At 37.3% G+C, this 19,609-nt stretch carries 19 protein-coding genes; 15 read left to right on the top strand and 4 right to left on the bottom strand.

Going from position 1 to position 19,609, the window contains the following annotated elements:
- The 5 genes from ruvX to WG906_RS11840 all read left to right on the top strand — a co-directional run bounded on the left by ruvX (position 1) and on the right by WG906_RS11840 (position 3,489).
- A complete protein-coding gene (ruvX, locus tag WG906_RS11860; protein WP_339992839.1) occupies positions 1-417 on the top strand; it encodes a Holliday junction resolvase RuvX in 417 nt (138 codons plus the stop codon).
- 106 nt (positions 418-523) lie between these two features.
- Positions 524-1,159: an O-methyltransferase gene (locus WG906_RS11855; RefSeq protein ID WP_339992838.1), complete on the top strand. Its 636-nt coding sequence runs from the start codon at positions 524-526 to the stop codon at positions 1,157-1,159.
- 4 nt (positions 1,160-1,163) lie between these two features.
- Positions 1,164-1,838 (top strand): glucosaminidase domain and LysM peptidoglycan-binding domain-containing protein, encoded by a 675-nt coding sequence (locus WG906_RS11850; protein WP_339992837.1) that lies wholly within the window; start codon positions 1,164-1,166, stop codon positions 1,836-1,838.
- A 7-nt stretch (positions 1,839-1,845) separates the two neighbouring features.
- Positions 1,846-2,673: a glucosaminidase domain-containing protein gene (locus WG906_RS11845; RefSeq protein WP_339992835.1), complete on the top strand. Its 828-nt coding sequence runs from the start codon at positions 1,846-1,848 to the stop codon at positions 2,671-2,673.
- Positions 2,674-2,727: 54 nt separating this feature from the next.
- Positions 2,728-3,489, top strand: coding sequence for a peptidase associated/transthyretin-like domain-containing protein (locus tag WG906_RS11840; RefSeq protein ID WP_339992833.1), 762 nt, complete (start codon positions 2,728-2,730; stop codon positions 3,487-3,489).
- A 99-nt stretch (positions 3,490-3,588) separates the two neighbouring features.
- Here WG906_RS11840 and WG906_RS11835 read toward each other — a convergent pair whose 3' ends face one another.
- On the bottom strand, positions 3,589-3,711 hold the full coding sequence (locus WG906_RS11835; RefSeq protein WP_339992832.1) for a hypothetical protein: 123 nt from the start codon (positions 3,709-3,711) through the stop codon (positions 3,589-3,591).
- Positions 3,712-3,875: 164 nt separating this feature from the next.
- Here WG906_RS11835 and WG906_RS11830 point away from each other — a divergent pair, with 164 nt between their 5' ends.
- Complete coding sequence (locus WG906_RS11830) at positions 3,876-4,865, top strand: DUF3078 domain-containing protein (protein WP_339992831.1); 990 nt, start codon at positions 3,876-3,878, stop codon at positions 4,863-4,865.
- A 280-nt stretch (positions 4,866-5,145) separates the two neighbouring features.
- Complete coding sequence (gene ffh, locus WG906_RS11825; RefSeq protein ID WP_339992829.1) at positions 5,146-6,489, top strand: signal recognition particle protein; 1,344 nt, start codon at positions 5,146-5,148, stop codon at positions 6,487-6,489.
- A 498-nt stretch (positions 6,490-6,987) separates the two neighbouring features.
- Here ffh and WG906_RS11820 read toward each other — a convergent pair whose 3' ends face one another.
- A complete protein-coding gene (locus tag WG906_RS11820) occupies positions 6,988-7,746 on the bottom strand; it encodes a DUF3575 domain-containing protein (RefSeq protein ID WP_339992828.1) in 759 nt (252 codons plus the stop codon).
- A 165-nt stretch (positions 7,747-7,911) separates the two neighbouring features.
- Complete coding sequence (locus WG906_RS11815) at positions 7,912-9,207, bottom strand: UDP-N-acetylmuramoyl-tripeptide--D-alanyl-D-alanine ligase (RefSeq protein WP_339992827.1); 1,296 nt, start codon at positions 9,205-9,207, stop codon at positions 7,912-7,914.
- 92 nt (positions 9,208-9,299) lie between these two features.
- Between WG906_RS11815 and WG906_RS11810 the strand changes: the two genes are divergently transcribed.
- A complete protein-coding gene (locus WG906_RS11810; RefSeq protein ID WP_339992826.1) occupies positions 9,300-11,795 on the top strand; it encodes a M14 metallopeptidase family protein in 2,496 nt (831 codons plus the stop codon).
- Between the two features lie 116 nt (positions 11,796-11,911).
- Here WG906_RS11810 and mfd read toward each other — a convergent pair whose 3' ends face one another.
- Complete coding sequence (gene mfd, locus WG906_RS11805; protein WP_339992825.1) at positions 11,912-15,268, bottom strand: transcription-repair coupling factor; 3,357 nt, start codon at positions 15,266-15,268, stop codon at positions 11,912-11,914.
- 653 nt (positions 15,269-15,921) lie between these two features.
- On the opposite strand from mfd, the gene WG906_RS11800 reads away from it, so the two are divergent.
- The 7 genes from WG906_RS11800 to WG906_RS11770 all read left to right on the top strand — a co-directional run bounded on the left by WG906_RS11800 (position 15,922) and on the right by WG906_RS11770 (position 19,552).
- Complete coding sequence (locus WG906_RS11800; protein WP_339992824.1) at positions 15,922-16,338, top strand: DUF4199 domain-containing protein; 417 nt, start codon at positions 15,922-15,924, stop codon at positions 16,336-16,338.
- Between the two features lie 75 nt (positions 16,339-16,413).
- Positions 16,414-16,614 carry a DUF2752 domain-containing protein gene (locus WG906_RS11795; protein WP_339992926.1) on the top strand — a complete coding sequence of 67 codons (201 nt, stop codon included), beginning with the start codon at positions 16,414-16,416 and terminating at the stop codon, positions 16,612-16,614.
- A 15-nt stretch (positions 16,615-16,629) separates the two neighbouring features.
- Positions 16,630-16,986, top strand: a complete 357-nt coding sequence (locus WG906_RS11790) for a TM2 domain-containing protein (RefSeq protein ID WP_339992823.1) — start codon at positions 16,630-16,632, stop codon at positions 16,984-16,986.
- A gap of 6 nt (positions 16,987-16,992) precedes the next feature.
- Positions 16,993-17,217 carry a DUF2905 domain-containing protein gene (locus WG906_RS11785; RefSeq protein WP_339992822.1) on the top strand — a complete coding sequence of 75 codons (225 nt, stop codon included), beginning with the start codon at positions 16,993-16,995 and terminating at the stop codon, positions 17,215-17,217.
- A 4-nt stretch (positions 17,218-17,221) separates the two neighbouring features.
- Positions 17,222-17,704 (top strand): hypothetical protein, encoded by a 483-nt coding sequence (locus WG906_RS11780; protein WP_339992821.1) that lies wholly within the window; start codon positions 17,222-17,224, stop codon positions 17,702-17,704.
- A 1-nt stretch (position 17,705) separates the two neighbouring features.
- Entirely contained in the window at positions 17,706-18,803 is a 1,098-nt protein-coding gene (locus WG906_RS11775) for a Nif3-like dinuclear metal center hexameric protein (RefSeq protein WP_339992820.1), read from the top strand.
- Entirely contained in the window at positions 18,803-19,552 is a 750-nt protein-coding gene (locus WG906_RS11770; protein ID WP_339992819.1) for a zinc ribbon domain-containing protein, read from the top strand. Before WG906_RS11775 ends, WG906_RS11770 begins: the two co-directional genes overlap by 1 nt.
- Positions 19,553-19,609: the final 57 nt, after the last annotated feature.

Below are 19,609 nucleotides of genomic sequence, written 5' to 3'. Positions count from 1 at the left end.
ATGGCACGAATAATGGCTTTTGATTACGGAAACAAAAGAATTGGTGTGGCTGTTACTGATCCCCTGCAAATTATTGCAACTGGCCTTACCACTATTCATCCTAAAGATGTAATTGAGTTTATAAAAAAATACCTGTTAACCGAACAAATCGAATGCTTTGTGGTGGGCGATCCAAAACAGATGGATGGGAGTCCCTCACAGTCGGCACAACATGTCAAAGGCTTTGTTACAATTTTAAAAAGGAATTTTCCTGAAATCAAAATTGAATCTATTGATGAAAGGTTCACCTCAAAAATGGCATCAGCCACTGTAGCGCAAAGTGGTTTTAAAAAAACAGACAGGCAGAATAAAGAGAGAATCGATACTATTTCAGCAACTATAATCCTTCAATCTTACCTGGAAAAGAAAAGTAATTGAGGATATTTATTGCTTTACAAGCGCTCAGGAGCCAGTATATGGTTGATCTACATAGCTTTAGGAAGTAAATGCTTGAAAAAAAATCAAAAACCTTATATTTGCAGTCATGGAACTGCTTACTGAGGGACTGCAGATCTATCTTGAGCATCATTGCCAATCCGAACCGGAATTGCTCAGATATATAAACCGTGAAACGCATTTAAAGGTACCTATGCCAAGAATGCTTTCAGGGCATTACCAGGGTCGTGTCCTGAGTTTTCTAAGTAAAATCATTTCTCCTTCCCGAATTCTTGAAATTGGTACTTATACCGGTTACGCTACGCTTTGCCTGGCAGAAGGTCTGACAGAAGACGGGATCATTCATACCATAGATATAAATGCAGAACTTGAGGAACGCGTACAACAATACTTTGATTCTTCACGTTTCAGTACTAAAATTGAGTACCACATAGGGAATGCCATGACTGTTATTCCCGGCTTGGATGAAATTTTTGATATTGTATTTATCGATGCGGATAAAAAGAACAATGGATCTTATTACGATTTAGTTTTTGAGAAGGTAAAAAAAGGGGGCCTTATTATAGTAGATAATGTGCTATGGAGTGGTAAAATAATTTCAGGAGCTACAGATAAAGACACTGAAGCTATCCGAAGTTTTAATGAAAAAGTAAGTAACGACCAGCGTACAGAGAAATTAATTCTGCCGGTACGGGATGGTTTATTTATAATCCGTAAACTGTAAAACTATGATTAAAAAAGTACTAATCATTTTCTTGTCGGTTTTATGTTTTAACATAACAGTATCGGCACAGTCGGCAGCAAAAAAATATATTGAATTATACAATGAAGCGGCAATACGTACAATGAATCAGTACGGGGTTCCGGCCAGTATCGTTCTAGGGGTTGCTATCCATGAATCTGCCAGTGGAAATAGTAAGATAGCTAAATATCTAAACAATCATTTCGGGATGAAAGGAAGCAGTGGTCCCAAGCCTATTAAGTCGGCTTATAAGGGCTATGAAAATGTCGATGCTTCTTATACAGACTTTGCTAATTTATTGAAAAAGAGATTCTCGAGTCTTTTTAGCAAATATCCAGTCGACGATTATAAAAGCTGGGTTTATGGAATACACAGAGGCGGGTATGCCGCCAGCGGAACCTGGGCCACTCAGGTAATGGCTATTATAAAAGCCTATAAGCTATATGAGTATGATGGTCCGGTGAGCCCTATGATCTTAAATCCACAAAGAACAATTTTAGCAAATGATAATAGGAGTAACCAACCGATGGTTTATTCCGTTAAAAAGGGTGATACTCTGCAACTTATAGCAAAACGCTTTCAGACTACGGTTGGAGCGATCAAAGAAAAGAACGAATTAAAATCAAACATATTAACGATTGGACAACAGTTGTATTTATAGAAAATTAATGAAAGTATTTATTTTTACATTTTGTGCGGTGTTTTCGATAGCTTGTACAGCTACAAAGCCGGTAATAGCTAAAAGAGAAACCCACAAGCCCGTTAAAGCACCAGTTAAAGTATTCAAATCCAATACCCTTTCCAAAAGCCTGACTTCTTTAGAATACATTGAGCGATTTAAGTCTATTGCCATAGAGGAAATGATTAAAAGCGGAATACCTGCCAGTATAACTCTGGCGCAGGGTTTGCTTGAATCTGCCAGTGGAAACAGTATTCTCGCAACCGAAGCTAATAATCATTTTGGAATCAAGTGTAATGTGAACTGGACCGGTCCAACTATTCTAAAGGATGATGATTCTGCAGGCGAATGTTTCAGAGTTTATGAAAATGCGGAACAGTCTTATCGCGATCACTCTGAATTTCTGAAACGTACAAGATATTCTTCGTTATTTCTTCTTGACAGAAATGATTATAAGGGCTGGGCATATGGTTTAAAACGAGCAGGATATGCGACCAATCCAAAATATGCTGACCTATTAATTGATTTGATTCAGCGGTATGAATTAGATCAGTTTGACAGAGCAGAAAGCACAATGATTGCACAGGTTCGGCGGGAAGAAAAAGTTTTAGCTGAAATAGTGAAAGAAGAACCCACTAAGCAAGCCGAGGGGGCTGAAAAGGGAGCTCTTGCTATGAAGATTTATGAAGTGAAATCAGGTGATACATTAGTTTCTATCAGCCGCCGTTTTGGGATATCGGTTGAAGATGTTAAAATTTTAAATTCCCTGCAAAGCACTGAAGTAAAACTAGGCCAGCTATTACTTGTTTCGAAATAAGTTAATATGTGTTAAAATTAGGATGTCATTCTAATAAAAAATTAGCTTTAAGGCTTGAAACGTATAATATTACTCGGTATTTTAGTTATTTCCACGGCCTTTAAGCTTTACTCTCAGAGTAGACCCGTTCAAGGTATTGTATTTGATGTTGATACTAAACAACGGCTCTCAAGAGTATATATTTACAATACCAATACCCATAAAGGCTTTTACAATAATACCAAAGGGGAGTTTACGACAACAGCTTCTGTGGGTGACGTTTTAATTGCGGCGGTTCCTGGTTACGTGGTAGATACTATTAGCGTTCAGTCGCAATCGGCAATAATTTTCTATTTAAAGCGGAATAGCATCCTTCTTAACGAAGTAACAGTAAGAGACACGACCTTAAATCCAAACGATAAATTAAACCGGACTAAGGAAGAATTCAAAGATGCTTACCGGAAAGGTAATACAAAAGATATTCTTCAGATAGGCGGGGCAAATGGGACGGGCGGTGCTGGTTTGGGCATTGATGCACTTTGGAGCATCTTAAGTAAAGAGGGAAAGAATGCGAGGTATCTGCAAAAAATCATTGAGCGCGACTATCGCGATCAGTTAATTAATTACCGTTATTCTGCGAGATTGGTGAATAGTGTAACCGGATTGTCGAATGATAATTTACGCGATTTTATGGAGCAATACAGGCCCTCATACAATTTTGCGTTAGATGCAAATGATTATGCATTGATTGATTTTATTAAGTCTTCTTATCAACGTTATAAAAAGCAGCCAGATGCTTATAGGCTTCCACCTCTAAATCCGACACGGGGACAATGAAATTTCCGGTAATTTATTTTCCTTATCTGCCGGTAGCCGGCATGGCTCTTTTTCCCTTTATCATAATCAAAAAGTTAAATTTTAAGGAGCACAAAAAATTTATAAACCATGAAAAAATCCATTTGCAGCAACAGCTCGAATTGCTATTAATTGGTTTTTATATTTTTTACCTGCTGCACTATTTTTATAACCTGATAAAGTTCCTGAACCACAATCAAGCATATTTAAATATAGTTTTTGAAAAGGAAGCATATTCCAGGGAAGCTAATGAGAATTACCTGGCTGAACGAAAATTTTGGGCCTGGATTAATTTTTTGTAATAAAATGTTACAGCAGAGGTGTCAATCAATTTTTATCATAGGAGATTTTTAAGTTTCTTTGCTTTAATGTTGCGTATTCTGATCTTTTCTTATTTTGCTTTTTGTTCAGTTACAGCTTTCTCTCAGCAAGCAGTGGTTGATACAAGTGAGTTAAGTAACTTAAAGGAATATCCTAAAAGAAATATTCTGCCGGTTAGAAGGCCTGTATTGCAAATATTACCCATTCAAATCCCCGAATCAGATTTAAAATTAAAAATTAACTATTGGAAAAACTGGACGGCTTTTGGTATAAACATGAATCAGGCTACTTTCAGTGATAACTGGAGGGGTGGCGGTGTAAATTCGATTGCTTTTGGAGCCCAGTCTAATTTTAAAGCGGACTATACCAAAGATGACAAAAGCTTTGTAACTGAGGTTATTATGCAGTTTGGCAAGCTTAAGAATAAAGGACAGTTACAGAGAAAGACAAATGATCGTCTTTATTGGGATAACAAAGTGGCCTTAAAGCTTTCTAAGCACTGGTCTTTTTTTGGTTCAATAAATTTTGAATCTCAGTTTGATAGAGGATACTCTTTTAAAAAGGATAAAAATGGTGATGAAATCCAAACATTAATTTCCCGGTTCATGTCTCCGGGTTATTTAACAGAATCGCTTGGTTTTGAATTTAAAACTACTAAATCTTTTTGGCTTCGAATAGGCACTGGCACGGCACGGCAAACTTTTGTGCTGGATAGGGACCTTTATCTTACTAATCCTAAAAACTTTGGTGTTACACCTGGACAAACATTCAGAAACGAGCTGGCTTTTCAGGTGGTAACAAATTTTGAAAAAGAAGTAGCAACGAATGTCAATCTTAAAAGCCGGTATTCAATGTTTGCGAATTATGAAAAGCTGAAAAATATTGATCAAAGGCTTGATATAACGCTTCAGGCTAAAGTGAATAAATCAGTGAACGTTTCTGTAGCTGGTATTGCAGTTTATGATGATGATGCCAGCACAAAAATTCAAGCAAGTCAGGCCTTGTCATTAGGCATTATGGTTAAACTTCCGAGGTAATTTACCTGGAGTTCGTCGAGTACCAAATAGTGTAAATTTTTTGTCCCCAGGCTGTTCAATTGGGACATTAAAATCAGTTTAAAAGACGACGCTTAACTCTGTCGGATAATATCCATCTTAAACTTATTTCTGGATTGGGGAAACCTGACTGCTAATCAGAGGATAGATCAGGATAGACATCTGCAGCATTACCTTGAATTTAAGTGTAATATGCTCCAAAATAAATCACTTGTGATATGAAAAATCGTTAAATTTGCCGGCTGTTTAAAGCAGAGAAAGCATGTTTGAAAACTTACAGGATAAACTTGACAGGGCATTTAAAGTTCTAAAGGGTCAGGGAACAATTACTGAAATTAACGTGGCAGAAACCATGAAGGAAGTTCGAAAAGCCCTTCTGGATGCTGACGTCAACTATAAAACCGCAAAAGCATTTACCGATGAAGTAAGACAAAAGGCATTGGGTCAAAATGTGCTAACCGCAGTTTCGCCCGGGCAGTTGCTTACTAAAATAATGAATGATGAACTGGCCGAATTAATGGGCGGTTCTGTAACCGAGCTTGAGACAGGTGCTAACCCAACCATTATTTTAATCGCCGGATTAAATGGAGCAGGTAAAACCACCTTTAGCGGGAAACTTGCCAATTTTCTAAAAACTAAAAAAGGGAAAAAACCGCTTTTGGTAGCAGGCGATATATACCGTCCGGCTGCTATTGATCAACTTCAGGTTTTAGGTGGTCAGATCGGAGTGCCTGTTTATGTAAACCTTGAATCCAAAGATCCTGTAGGAATTGCTCAGGAAGGTATTGCGGAAGCAAAACGCAATGGAAATAATGTGGTGATTATTGACACAGCAGGACGTCTGGCAATTGATGAAGCCATGATGAACGAAATTGCTGCTGTTAAAGATAGTACCAAGCCGCATGAAATTCTTTTTGTAGTCGATTCAATGACTGGTCAGGATGCCGTAAATACTGCAAAAGCATTTAATGACCGTCTTGATTTTTCGGGAGTGGTTCTAACCAAGCTAGACGGTGACACCCGGGGCGGAGCTGCATTATCTATTAAGTCGGTTGTAAACAAGCCAATTAAATTTATTGGTACCGGTGAAAAAATGGAAGCTCTGGATGTGTTTTATCCGGAAAGAATGGCTTCCCGTATTTTAGGGATGGGTGATGTGGTTTCACTTGTTGAACGTGCTCAGCAACAGTTTGATGAAAAGGAAGCTGCCGAACTTCAGAAAAAGATCCGAAAGAACAAGTTTGATTTTAATGATTTTCTTGGACAGATTCAGCAGATTAAGAAAATGGGGAACATGAAGGACCTGGTAGGAATGATACCAGGCGTGGGGAAAGCTGTGAAAGATATGGATATTGACGATAATGCTTTTAAACCTATCGAAGCAATTATCCGTTCCATGACCCCTTTTGAACGTGAAAATCCTGATTCAATTAATCAAAGCCGGAGAGCCCGTATTGCAAACGGTTCGGGAAATCAATTGCAGGAAGTAAACAAGCTGATTAAGCAATTTGAGGATATGCGTAAGGTGATGAAACAATTTAGTAATCCTGCTCAAATGGCTAAAATGATGAAAGGGATGCCGAAAATGCCTTTTGGCAAGAAATAGCACGTTCCCGGTACTTTGGACTTATATTATTTCTTATACTAATGAAACCAACTAAAGGAGTGGCAAAAAATACTTGACACTCTTTTAGTTTTTTGCTTTTTTAGGGTAATTCCTTCTGTCATTTTAGGATTTCAGGTACGATTCTTTAAAAGAATTAAATATGTTTCGGTTAACAGTTTGCCTGATATTTATCATTTGGACAGGAGGGACTAGTGTTTTAACATCCTCGCCAAGTATAAGTAAATGGTGTTGGTTAGTGGGTTTAAAAGTGAAAAATCCCGGTTGTCAAGCTAGTAATATTCACTTGTGGTTCTACCCCATTTTATGAGAAAAGCTTTGATTTGGCCCCTTGTCTGAACCTATGTATTTCTTTACTTTTTACAGCTTTATATTGGGAGTAAAGTTTGAAGATATAAATCACCTGCCAATTGCTTACTAATGCTTTAAACAAAAAATGGCCAGACCTGCTGACCATTATTTGTGAACGGTTTGAAAATCTTAAAATCTGAAACCCAAGCCAATTGAAGCTCTCACGCCTGCCCATGGTCCGTCGAAATCTAATCTTGCACCCTCGGAGTTTACAGTAGTAGTGCTTTCCACGAAGGGGATCTCCAGGTCCTCTAATTCTTCTCTTAGGGCAGTTTGCTCATCTTCAGACAGAGTTTTAGTTCCTTTTAGAAACCCTTCCGATTTGCCATATTGAGGGCCGAGGATAGACCAGTCTAAATAGATTAACTTACTTAACTTCCATTGAGCTCCAAAAAGAAGTCCGCCTGTTAGCGTTTTCAATTCGCCGTTTAATGGAATATTAGAAGTCGTGCCATCCTCTAATTCATATTCGAAACTGGAAAGGCTTGCAGTGTACTTCGCTATTCGGGCAAACGGAGCTATATAAAATCCTCTAAAAACACCTTTGCCGAAATAGAATTTTATTTCGGGGGTAAATGCTGTGTTACCGGTTCTTAAATTATCTATATGCTTAAAAGTTTCCGGGTCATCTATGATACTTTCAAAATTGCTTTTCAATGGAAGCCCGCCTTCCGGCATAGTACGAAATCCGAGTCCCAGCGAGACTTTGTTTGCGATTTTTCTTTCATAGGTAAAAGAGTAAGTATTTAACGCAAGGGAGGTAAGGCTTACCTTAAATAGATTTTTACCCATCCCTTTAACTTTTACGCTGTCGGTTTGAGCGTTAACACTTGAACATAATGTGGCAAGAATTACGATAAATAAAGATTTAGTAAAGATTTTTTTCATGCAATTTAGTTAAGTTGTAAGATTGCATGAAGGTACTTGAAATGAAGCGATTGCGCAATACCCATAATCGGGTATTTTGTTTTAATTAATTAATGACTTTTATTTGTCTGTTATTTGAGTGTTTAAATTAAGCAATTCTTCTTAATAGAAAGAGTTTATATTCAACTAGAAAATCTCTCTAAGTTTTTCCATTCTCATCCCACGAGAACCTTTAATTAATATGGTAGCATGTTTAATAGGATATGCTTTCAAATACTCCACAGCTTCATCTGTTGTTTTAAAAAATTTGGAGCCTGCAGTTTTATTTTCGAAAAAGTTTTCTCCAATAAATATTTGTTCATGAGAATGTATGCCTTTGGCTTTTTCAACAATTTGTTTATGTTCCTCCAGTGACTCTTTACCGAGTTCAAACATGTCTCCCAGAATAACTATTTTATTATCTGCATCTAAATCTGAAAAATTGTCAAGTGCGGCAATCATACTGCTCGGATTAGCATTATAATAGTCACAAATTAAAGTGTTGAGGGTAGTTTTTGTTATTTGCGATCTGTTGTTTCCCGGAGTGTAGGAGGCAATCCCCTGATTTATTTCTTTGTCGCTTAAATTAAAGTGTTTGCCAATAGCAATAGCTGCCAGAATATTTTCAAGATTATATGGGCCGGTTAAATTGGTTTTTACCCGGAGAACATGGTTACCATAACTCCAGTCAATTACCAGAAACGGGTCGTTTTCAACCAGTTCTCCTTTTAACCCGGAAGTCTCCTTTGTATTATAATATGATAGATTTTTAACATTCCGTTCGGTAACCATTTCAGCCAGATATGAATTGCTTTGGTTAAGGAAGACCAATCCTCCTGTTTCTTTTAAAAAATCATATAATTCTCCTTTCCCTTTTTTGACACCTTCAAATCCGCCAAAACCTTCCAAATGGCCTTTACCTACATTTGTTATTAATCCGAATGCGGGTTGTGCTATTTTGCAAAGTGCTTCAATCTCTTTCTGATGATTGGCTCCCATTTCGATAATAGCAATTTCAATGTTATTATCAATTGCTAAAAGCGTAAGAGGTACACCAATATGATTATTCAAATTGCCTGGAGTGGCGTATGTATTATATTTTACAGAGAGCACTGATTTAATCAATTCTTTGGTTGTTGTTTTACCGTTGGTGCCTGTAATGCCGATAACCGGTATTTTAAGCTGTTTTCTATGATATGCAGCCAGTTGCTGGAGAGCTGTTAATGCATCATCTACCAAAAGTGTACTTCCACTTGTATTGTAAACCGGATCATCTATTACAACAAAAGCAGCCCCATCTTGCAAGGCTTGTTCTGCAAATTGATTTCCATCAAAATTATCACCTTTTAAAGCAAAAAACAGGCAGCCTGTGCTAATCTTTCTTGTATCGGTACATATTTCCGGATGCTGTAGGTAAATGCTGTATAAGTCTTCAATGCGCATAAAAAAGTCTTTCTGCAATAATATCAATTTGTATAGAATTGTTAAGCAAAGTACGTCTTTTAATAATCCTTTATAAGCATTAGATTAGTAAAATGAAGAAACGCTTCTTACTGCTTTGCTTAATTTTCTGCATAAAACTTGTAGTAGCTCAGCCAATTCTTTCTCCATCAAATTTTCTTGGATATAAGCTCGGGGAGAAGTTCACCCCTCATTATCGGGTCATAGAATATTTCAGATATGTCTCTTCTGTTTCAGAGAATGTAAAACTTCAGGACTATGGAAAAACCTACGAGGGCAGATCTTTGCTTGTAGCGTTCGTGTCTAATAATCAGAACATTAAGAATCTTAACGAAATACGAAAAAATAACCTGCGACTTAGCGGGATGATGAGCGGACAAACCACTGCCAGTCAGCCAGCTATCATCTGGTTAAGTTATAATGTTCATGGAAATGAGGCTGTTTCCACGGAAACCTCCATGCAAACTATTTTTGACCTTGTAAATCCTGATAATAGTCGTACTAAACCGTGGCTGGAGAATATCGTAGTTATTATAGATCCTTGTGTAAATCCTGACGGAAGAGAACGATATGTTAATTTTTATTCCTCAGTAAGTAATACCATTGCAGATCCAACGCCTTTCAGCCGTGAACACATGGAACCCTGGCCCGGCGGCCGCACAAACCATTATTATTTTGATTTAAACCGCGACTGGGCATGGCAAACTCAATTGGAAACACAGCAGCGAATGACCTTGTATAATCAGTGGCTCCCTCAGATTCATGTGGATTTTCATGAGCAGGGAATAAATGTTCCTTATTATTTCGCACCGGCAGCTGAGCCATTTCATGAAGATATAACAAAATGGCAAAGAGAATTTCAAACAACCATAGGCAAAAACAATGCTCGTTATTTCGATGAGAAAGGCTGGCTTTACTTTACTAAAGAGCGTTTTGACATGTTATATCCTTCCTATGGCGATACTTATCCCACCTATAATGGGGCTATAGGCATGACATACGAGCAGGGTGGATCCGGAAGAGCCGGACTTTCGGTGTTAACCGATGTCGGGGATATTTTAACATTAAAAGATCGGATCGATCATCATGCCGCAACAGGATTATCAACCATCGAGATTACATCTTTTCATGCTGAAAAGGTCGTTTCTGAATTCAAAAAGTATTTTTTTAAAAGTAAATCAAATCCTTCGGGGCCTTATAAAGCCTATGTTGTAAAAGCGGATAACTCCGGGAGGTTAAAAAATTTAGAGCTTCTTTTAACCCGGAACGGAATTGAATACGGATTTGGTACTTCAAAGAGCGCTCGCGGGCTTAATTATCTGAACGGAAAAACCGAAAATTTTAATGTCGCTAAGTCTGATATGGTTATTAGTGCATATCAGCCTAAATCTGTTTTAGTAAAGGTTTTGTTCGAGCCTAAAACGTTTGTTTCCGATTCTGTAACTTATGATATAACCGCATGGGCTCTGCCTTATGCTTTTGGACTTACCGCTTACGCAAGTAAAGAAAAAATCAGTTTTTCATCTGCCCTACGTGCAGAGGATTCGATGGTCAGTTCCATGGTTCAGAAACCAGTAGCCTTTTTGGCAAATTGGGGATCAGTTGCGGATGTGCAATTTTTATCAGAATTGTTAAAACAAAACGTCAGAGTACGATACTCGGAGGTCCCTCTTGAAATTGCCGGAAAGAATTTTAATGTTGGGTCATTGATTATTACACGCACAAATAACGATAGTATAGGTGATTTCGAAAGAGTGATTACGGAATTAGCGAAAAGTGCAGGGGTCACAATAGTCCCCATTACATCAGGCTTAATAGATAAGGGGGTTGATTTGGGCTCAGATAAAATAAAGTTCATAAAAAGACCTACGGTGGCGCTGGTTGGCGGAGAGCAAACTTCTTCTTTGGCATTTGGCGAGGTTTGGCACTTTTTTGAGCAACAGATCAAATTTCCTTTAACCGTGTTAAGAGCACAGGACATAAAAACGATCAATTTAAATGATTTTGATGTGCTGATATATCCGGATGGGAAATACGAGGATATTTTTGGTGAAAAAATTCAGAATTGGATACAAAGCGGAGGCAAACTCATTGCGCTGGAAAGTGCTGTTGATCAGCTGGCTGGTAAAAAAGGCTTTTCTTTGACTAATAAAGATGGAACTAAGAACGAGAAAAATAAAAGTCCTTATGCTAATTTAAAAAAGTACGAGAACAGGGAGAGGGAGAGTATCCAAAATAGTATACCGGGGGCCATTTATAAAGTTAATCTGGATAATACACATCCTCTTGGTTTCGGGTTTTATGATTATTATTATACTTTGAAAATGGATAATAGGATCTACAATTATCTGGATACGGGATGGAATGTTGGTGTTTTGAAAAAGGATAATTATATAAGTGGTTTTGTCGGCAATCAGACAAAAAAAGCATTGATAGACGGAATGTTGTTTGGTGTAGAGGAGATAGGCAATGGCTCTGTAGTATATCTGGCAGAGGATCCGCTGTTTAGAGGCTTTTGGGAAATCGGGAAGATCTTATTTAGCAATGCGGTTTTTATGGTTGGCAATTGATGGATCTTTCTAAAAAGACCTTATGATGATCTTTCAAAAATGCCTCCACTTCCTAAAAGAGTTTCTTATGTAAAATGTTCCGAATCTTGGATTTCAATATTCAATTTAAAGCCATGTTATTCCGCATTTACCGGATCAGCAATCTCAGATAATCTGGCTATAGCATCATCCAGACTGCTTATATTATCAAAAGAAATCCTTAAAGAATTTTTCACCTCTTTCATATTGCAGTCGAACGGATTTTGCTGAACATATTGAAGAAGCCTTGTAAATTGTTCAGTTTCAAAATACCTGGATTGCTGGTCGGAAATAAAGTATCCTTTTAGAGAGTTTTTCTTAAACGATATTTTTTCAAATCCAATGGATTTGCCAAGCCATTGAAGCTTCAGCGTTTTTAACAATTCGCGGACCTGTCTCGGAACCGGCCCGAAGCGATCTTGAAGCTTTAAGGCAAACGCATCGAGTTCTTCCTGGATTTCAAGTTTAGAAATCTCCGTATACAGGTTATACCTTTCGGTTATGTTGGTGACATAGCTATCAGGAATGAGAACCTCTAAGTCGGTATCTACTTGAGTGAATGAAATAAATGGCTTAGGCTTTTCATCTTTAAACAGATCTTTGAATTCATCGTCTTTTAACTCCTGTATGGCTTCATCCAAAATCTTATGGTACATTTCGAAACCAATTTCGGCAATAAAACCACTTTGTTCTGCGCCTAATAAATTTCCGCTGCCACGAATGTCCAAATCCCGCATGGCAACATTGAACCCGCTTCCAAGATCTGAGAACTCTTCAATGGCGCTCAATCGTTTTCTGGCTTCAGATGTTAATGTCGATAATGGCGGACTTAACAAATAGCAAAAAGCCTTCTTATTCGATCTGCCAACCCTTCCTCTCATCTGATGCAAATCACTTAAGCCAAACATGTGAGCGTGGTTAATAAGTATTGTGTTGGCATTAGGGATATCGAGGCCAGCTTCAATAATGGTTGTTGCTACCAGTACATCGTATTCATTATCCACAAATTTAAGCATTACATCTTCAAGAGCGTCACCATCAAGCTGTCCGTGAGCAATACCAATTCTTGCCTTAGGGACCAGCTTTTGGATCAGCCCTCCAAGTTGTGCTAAATCCTGTACGCGGTTATGTATAAAAAATACTTGTCCGTTACGGTTAATCTCGAATTCAACAGCATCTTTTATAAGCTGTTCGTTAAATACATGCAGCTCGGTAACTACCGGCTGCCGGTTAGGTGGTGGGGTTGATATTATAGAAAGGTCACGAGCTCCCATTAAAGAGAAATGTAATGTTCTGGGAATTGGAGTTGCTGTTAGCGTAAGCGTATCTACATTGGCCCGAAGCTGCTTTAATTTTTCTTTAACTCCCACGCCAAATTTTTGCTCTTCATCAATTATCAGTAAACCCAGATCCTTGAACTTAACATCCTTGCTAACTATCCGGTGAGTTCCGATTATGATATCTACTTTGCCATTTGCAAGTTTATTGAGGGTCTCTTTTATTTGTTTTGGAGATTTGAAACGGTTTATATAATCAATATTGCAGGGAAAATCCGCTAAACGCGCGCTGAATGTTTTATAATGTTGTAAAGCAAGAATTGTTGTGGGTACTAAAATGGCAACCTGTTTGCTATCTGTAACGGCTTTAAACGCTGCCCGCACAGCGATTTCTGTTTTGCCAAATCCCACATCGCCGCAAACCAGTCTATCCATAGGATGTGGCGACTCCATATCTTTCTTTACATCGGCCGTAGCTTTTTCCTGGTCGGGAGTATCCTCGTAAATAAAAGATGCTTCAAGTTCAGTTTGAAGATAAGTATCGGGAAGAAAAGCATTGCCGGTTTGGGCCTTACGCACAGCATAAAGCTTTATTAAATCGCGGGCAATGTCTTTAACTTTTTTTTTTGTCGTTTTCTTTAATTTCTCCCAGCTGTCTGTTCCCAGTTTATTCATTTTTGGAACGGTGCCTTCTTTACCCGAATATTTAGAAATACGATTCAGGGAGTTTATATTAACATACAGTAAGTCATTATCCGCATAAATCAGACGGATCATTTCCTGGGTTTTGCCGTTTACTTCAACTTTTTCCAATCCCGCATATTTGCCTATACCATGATCAATATGTGTAATGTAGTCGCCTGGTTTAAGTTCTTTGAGCTCTTTAAGGGTGATGGCCTGAGAACGGGTATATCCTTTTTTTAACTTGTATTTATAATATCTGTCGAAAATCTGGTGGTCAGTATAGCAGGCAAGCTTTTGCTCATAATCAATAAATCCTTCCCGTAAGGATAAGTTGATCGAATTAAATTTTACAGTTTTATCTATATCCTCAAATATGGCATATAAACGTTCTGCCTGCCTTACCGAATCGGTAAAAATGATGTTGGTAAGCTTTTCGCTCTCATTCTTTTTGATGTTGTGAATAAGCAGGTTAAAATCTTTATTAAATGAGGGCTGAGGTTTTAAATCAAATTCAATGATTTCTGAGGGCTGATAGAAGAACTGTTTGCCAAACTCAATCACCGGAAAATCTTTTAATTGATCTGCCAACAATTTTTCCTCTGTGAAGCTAAATTTAGGATCTATCCAGTCGGGGTTCTGGGTTTTAGTATCAGCCGGAAGGGCTTTCCACAATTCGATAGCTTTTTTGTACCCGTCTTTTAAAACATCCAGTGTAAACTGAACATCCTTAAACCAGACACTGGTTCCCGAATCAATATATTCAAGTAAGGTAATATTGTGTTCTGTTAGAAATTTCGACTGAACATTGGGTACAATAGTTACGCTTTTAACATGTTCTGCTGATAGTTGATCTTCAATTTGAAAGGTTCGGATACTCTCAATAAAATCACCGAAAAACTCAAAGCGATAAGGTAAATCGTTAGAAAATGAAAATATATCCACGATGCCACCTCGTATAGAAAATTGACCAGGGGCATAAACAAAATCCACCCGTTCAAAATCATACTCAATTAGAAATTCATTAATAAAATCGATATTTAGCTTATTCCCCTGGGAGATTTCTAATGTGTTCTTTTCAAGAGAGTCACGGTTTATAACACGCTCGGCAAGAGCCTCCGGATAAGTGACAATTAATTTTCCGAATTCAGTAGAGTGAATTAATTCATTTAATACCTCTGCCCGTTGAAGAACATTGCCTGGATCGGGCTGGGTAAATTCAAACGGTTTTCTATATGAGGAAGGAAATATGAGAACCTCCTTATCCAGCAAATTCTCGAGATCGCTTTGAAAATACGCCGCCTCTTCCCGATCCGGAAATATAAAAAGCAAATTTGAATGATTCAAAAAGTATAAAGCCGCAGCTGCCACGGCATCACTCGATCCAATAAGGCCTTTTAAGTGAATCCGCGGATGTCTTGTAGAATTTATGCCTTTAGCTAAAGATTCAATCCTTGCATCAGTTTTATAATAATTTATTATTTCTTTTATGTTCACTTCAAAATCTCAAATGCAAATATACCTGCTACACTCAGTTAATATCAAAAACCGATTAAAATTTGTTTTTATTCACTTCATTTAGGTTGCGGAGAAGCTTCAATAAATGTGAATTAGTTACACGAATAGTAGGCAATATTGTATCCTAAAATGGACATTTTATGTAAGATTATTTTTTTAAATTGAATAGAGATAGCCTAAAGAGATGTTTTTAACCAGAACATACTTTGGTTCGTAATTTGAATTAAAACTTTTGGAAATTAAATTTAAGTATTATGAAGCGAACACGGACTTTTCAGATCAGATTATTTTGCATGTTTACTTTTATTTTAATGGGTGCTTCTGTTATAAATTCCTGCAATGGCGCAGAAATAGTACCGGTAAAAGTTAGCATTGTAAAATAATTAAAGCTACGAGTGCAGATAATAAAGCGTCGTTGTGAATAGGCAGTAGAGCCCTTGAATAACTCTCCCCGAGTTGTGTAAAATAATTATGTACTTTCTGTCCAGGAGAAATTATTTTTTATGCCAATAATTTAAATTAAATTAAATTAAACTTATACTATTCTGTGATTAATTAATTTTTGAGCAAATTCAGGAACAATTCAAGAATATGAACGTTAATTATTTAATTAATTCTTTTGAAATCGAAATATGAAAAACGGACTTAAGTACGGCTTATTAATTGGCGCGCTAACCGGCGTGTGGATCATGTTTATGCATTTATTAGGGGTTTATGATCAGGCAAAAAGTGGTCCTTTTAATATTCATTGGATGGAATATTTGTCTGTATTTATTCCATTTACAGGGCTTTATCTGGGGATAAAGAATTACAGGAATAATATTAATGGCGGAAAACTTGAATTCATTGAGGGCTTAATGGAGGGTTTTAAAATTTTGCTGATAGGCTTTGTTTTATATATGGCTGTTAGCGCCCTTTACATGCAATATTCCGGTTCAACTCTGCTTACAATGGATTATTATCAGAGAATTGGCGGTGCGGGTATTGTGGGAATTCTTTTTAATATTGTGGTTTCTTTACTCCTAATGAATAAACAGCATAATTTATAATTGAGTTTGCATAGGTATTTTGAACTGATTTTCTGGATAAGTGCTTTAACAACCTTAGCATTATCTAATCCGGGTGTGTTGCATTTCAGTCTCTGCCCATTATCAAATTTAGGGTTTCCCTGGTGTCCTGGTTGTGGCTTGGGAAGGTCCATCACAAGTGTTTTTCATGGTGATTTGAAATCCTCATTTGAGTATCATTGGTTTGGTATCCCGGCGCTACTAATTCTGCTCCATCGAATTTTCGTTCTAAGTAAAAAATACTTCTTATCTTTCTAAACATAATTTTAGAAAATGTATAAAGAATTATTATATAACCTTAAAGGCTTAACCCCTGAAGAATTTCAATATTTGCAGCAAATTATGTCGGGAATGAACGAGGAACAAGCTAAACAGTTCGTAATGTATTATTCGGGCAAGCGACAAAGTGCAAGCGATTTATTGCTATACACTTTACTGGGTTTAATCGTTGTTGCTGGCGTGCAGCGCTTTGTTATCGGCCAAATTGGTATGGGCATTTTGTATTTCTTTACTTTTGGCTTATGTTTTATTGGTACTATTGTTGACGCCATAAATCATAAAAGACTTGCTAATGAACATAATCAAAACATGGCATTAGAATGCGCTAATCTGGTTAAGGTTGGAATGTAGAGAAAAATGACTGGTGATACCGGAAAATGGGTTATCATTGCGGGATCGGCAATACTGTTTGTTGGAATAATAATTTATTTTTTTCACGACAAGCTTCATTGGGTTGGTAATTTACCGGGAGATATTAGAATTGAAAAAGAAAACTTTCGATTTTATTTTCCGCTTACCACAATGATCCTTATCAGCCTGCTGATAAATCTTCTGATAAGAGTTTATAAGTGGTTTAATTAAAATTATGCCTGGAATATCACCAATTTTATATTATTTATTTTTAGCCATAGGCCTGGCAATTAATATTTTCTTTTGCCTGGCATTAATCAATACCTTATTATTAGTCAAAGAAGCTAACAGGCGTTTGGCGCCGGGGCTTATATGGCTTCTTTTGATACCTGGCTTTAGTACGTTTTGGAATTTTTTCGTCGCGTTTAAATTGTCTCAGTCTATAAAGAACGAGCTAGACAGCAGAGATTTTGAAGTGGAAGGCAGGCCTACTTTAATATCAGGACTAAGTTATGCAATTATAGGGTTCATCTATTTGGTATTATCTTTAGTTATTCTCTTTAATCCCCAGAAATCTGAATCAGATCTTGCCGTTGGATTCAATATTTTAGGGCTTTTAGTGATCGTTACCTTTGTTCAGTACTGGATGAAAGTAATCTGGTATAAAAAGGTCCTCCAAAACGACGAAGCCGAAATCATTAATCAGGAAGAAGAATAATATGAAGCTTCACCAACTGACCACATTCCTGGAAAGTCTGGCTCCATTGTCTTATCAGGAAGATTATGATAACTCCGGATTAATTACAGGTAATCCCGACCAGGAAATCCGGGCAGCACTTATTTCTTTAGACTGTACAGAAGAGATATTAGATGAAGCCATTAAAAAAGGGTGCAATCTGGTAATTTCACATCACCCGATAGTTTTTAAGGGCCTTAAAAAATTTACTGGCAAGACATACGTTGAACGGGTTGTCATAAAAGCGTTAAAGAATGATATTGCGCTTTATGCTATCCATACAAATCTTGATCATATTCAAACTGGAGTGAATGGGAAAATATGCGAGAAGCTTGGATTGAAAAATCCACGTATCCTTTCGCCTAAAGAAGGATTCCTGAAAAAGTTAAGTACCTATGCTCCCGTAGATAATGTGTCGAATATCAGAACTGCACTATTTAATGCAGGTGCCGGAAATATTGGTAATTACTCTGAATGCAGCTTTAATTCAGAAGGCTATGGAACTTTTAAAGCTTCCGAAAATGCCAACCCTTATGTGGGAGAAAAAGGGGAATTGCATAGGGAGAACGAAGTTAAAATTGAAGTAGTTTTTTCTAATTATCAGGAGAGGGCAATTATATCGGCTTTAAAGAGTGCTCATCCTTATGAAGAAGTTGCTTATGATATTTATCAATTAACTAATTCCCATGATCAGGTGGGAGCAGGGATGATTGGGGCACTTGAAAAGGAAATGACCGAAATCGATTTTCTTAATTTCGTTAAACTTGAGCTAAACGCAAGGGTAATCAGGCATACAACTTTGACAGGAAGACCTGTTAGGAACGTAGCGGTTTGCGGAGGTTCTGGAAGCTTTCTTTTAAAGCACGCAATTTCTGCACAAGCTGACGTTTTTATAACAGCAGATTTTAAATATCATGAGTTTTTTGATGCAGAATATAAACTTGTGATAGCAGATGTCGGACATTTTGAAAGTGAGCAGTTTACACAACAATTGTTGTATGAAATTATTCGGAAAAATTTTGCTAACTTTGCCCTCCATTTAACAGAATATAACACAAACCCCATAAATTATCTAATTTAATGGAACAAACAGTAGAACAGAAGCTTAAGGCTTTATACGCACTGCAAAACATACATACAAAGGTTGACAAAATCAAGCAGGTACGTGGTGATCTTCCTATGGAAGTATCGGATTTAGAAGATGAAGTTGCTGGTCTTGAAACCCGTATTCAAAAGATAAAGGCGGAATTGGATGATTACGAAGATTCAATTGTAACCCGCAAAAATATGATCAGAGACGCTCAGGCGGCTGTGAAAAAATACGAGACCCAACTCAATGATGTTAAAAACAATCGTGAATATGATGCTATTTCAAAAGAAATAGAAATTCAGGGTCTTGAGATACAGGTTTGCGAAAAGAAAATCAAAGAACTTGGTTTTGATATTGCTAACAAAACGCAGGTTTACGAAAGTGCAGTTGCAGATCTTGAAGTTCGTCGTAAAGATTTGGAGATAAAAAAAGCAGAGCTTGAAAACATTACTGCTGAAACTCAAAAAGAAGAAGATGAGCTATCTCAAAAAGCTAAAGAAGCAGAGCAATTTATTGACGAGCGTTTATTAACAGCTTACAACCGTTTACGTAATAATTCTAAAAACGGATTGGCTGTGGTTACCATTCAGCGTGATTCTTGTTCCGGATGTTACAATCAAATACCTCCTCAGCGTCAGCTTGATATCCGTCAGCACAAAAAGGTTATCGTTTGCGAGCATTGCGGGCGTATCTTAGTTGATGAAGCTTTAGCCGGAGATAAAATAGAAGAAACGGTATAGACAAAAAATAAAAAAATTTAGAAGGCGGCTTATGTTAATATAGCCGCTTTTTTTATG

The organism is Pedobacter superstes (assembly GCF_037622515.1).
Taxonomy (GTDB): Bacteria; Bacteroidota; Bacteroidia; order Sphingobacteriales; family Sphingobacteriaceae; genus Paradesertivirga; species Paradesertivirga superstes.
Note: the sequence above shows the minus strand (reverse complement) of the source record. Positions and strands in the feature narration are given on the sequence as shown.

Excerpts from the sequence above, each read along its gene's own strand:
- ruvX (WP_339992839.1), top strand. The coding sequence starts at position 1 with ATGGCACGAATAATGGCTTTTGATTACGGAAACAAAAGAATTGGTGTG.
- WG906_RS11855 (WP_339992838.1), top strand. The coding sequence starts at position 524 with ATGGAACTGCTTACTGAGGGACTGCAGATCTATCTTGAGCATCATTGC.
- WG906_RS11850 (WP_339992837.1), top strand. The coding sequence starts at position 1,164 with ATGATTAAAAAAGTACTAATCATTTTCTTGTCGGTTTTATGTTTTAAC.
- WG906_RS11845 (WP_339992835.1), top strand. The coding sequence starts at position 1,846 with ATGAAAGTATTTATTTTTACATTTTGTGCGGTGTTTTCGATAGCTTGT.
- WG906_RS11835 (WP_339992832.1), bottom strand. The coding sequence starts at position 3,711 with ATGCTTGATTGTGGTTCAGGAACTTTATCAGGTTATAAAAATAGTGCA.
- WG906_RS11830 (WP_339992831.1), top strand. The coding sequence starts at position 3,876 with ATGTTGCGTATTCTGATCTTTTCTTATTTTGCTTTTTGTTCAGTTACA.
- ffh (WP_339992829.1), top strand. The coding sequence starts at position 5,146 with ATGTTTGAAAACTTACAGGATAAACTTGACAGGGCATTTAAAGTTCTA.
- WG906_RS11820 (WP_339992828.1), bottom strand. The coding sequence starts at position 7,746 with ATGAAAAAAATCTTTACTAAATCTTTATTTATCGTAATTCTTGCCACA.
- WG906_RS11815 (WP_339992827.1), bottom strand. The coding sequence starts at position 9,207 with ATGCGCATTGAAGACTTATACAGCATTTACCTACAGCATCCGGAAATA.
- WG906_RS11810 (WP_339992826.1), top strand. The coding sequence starts at position 9,300 with ATGAAGAAACGCTTCTTACTGCTTTGCTTAATTTTCTGCATAAAACTT.
- WG906_RS11800 (WP_339992824.1), top strand. The coding sequence starts at position 15,922 with ATGAAAAACGGACTTAAGTACGGCTTATTAATTGGCGCGCTAACCGGC.
- WG906_RS11790 (WP_339992823.1), top strand. The coding sequence starts at position 16,630 with ATGTATAAAGAATTATTATATAACCTTAAAGGCTTAACCCCTGAAGAA.
- WG906_RS11785 (WP_339992822.1), top strand. The coding sequence starts at position 16,993 with ATGACTGGTGATACCGGAAAATGGGTTATCATTGCGGGATCGGCAATA.
- WG906_RS11780 (WP_339992821.1), top strand. The coding sequence starts at position 17,222 with ATGCCTGGAATATCACCAATTTTATATTATTTATTTTTAGCCATAGGC.
- WG906_RS11775 (WP_339992820.1), top strand. The coding sequence starts at position 17,706 with ATGAAGCTTCACCAACTGACCACATTCCTGGAAAGTCTGGCTCCATTG.
- WG906_RS11770 (WP_339992819.1), top strand. The coding sequence starts at position 18,803 with ATGGAACAAACAGTAGAACAGAAGCTTAAGGCTTTATACGCACTGCAA.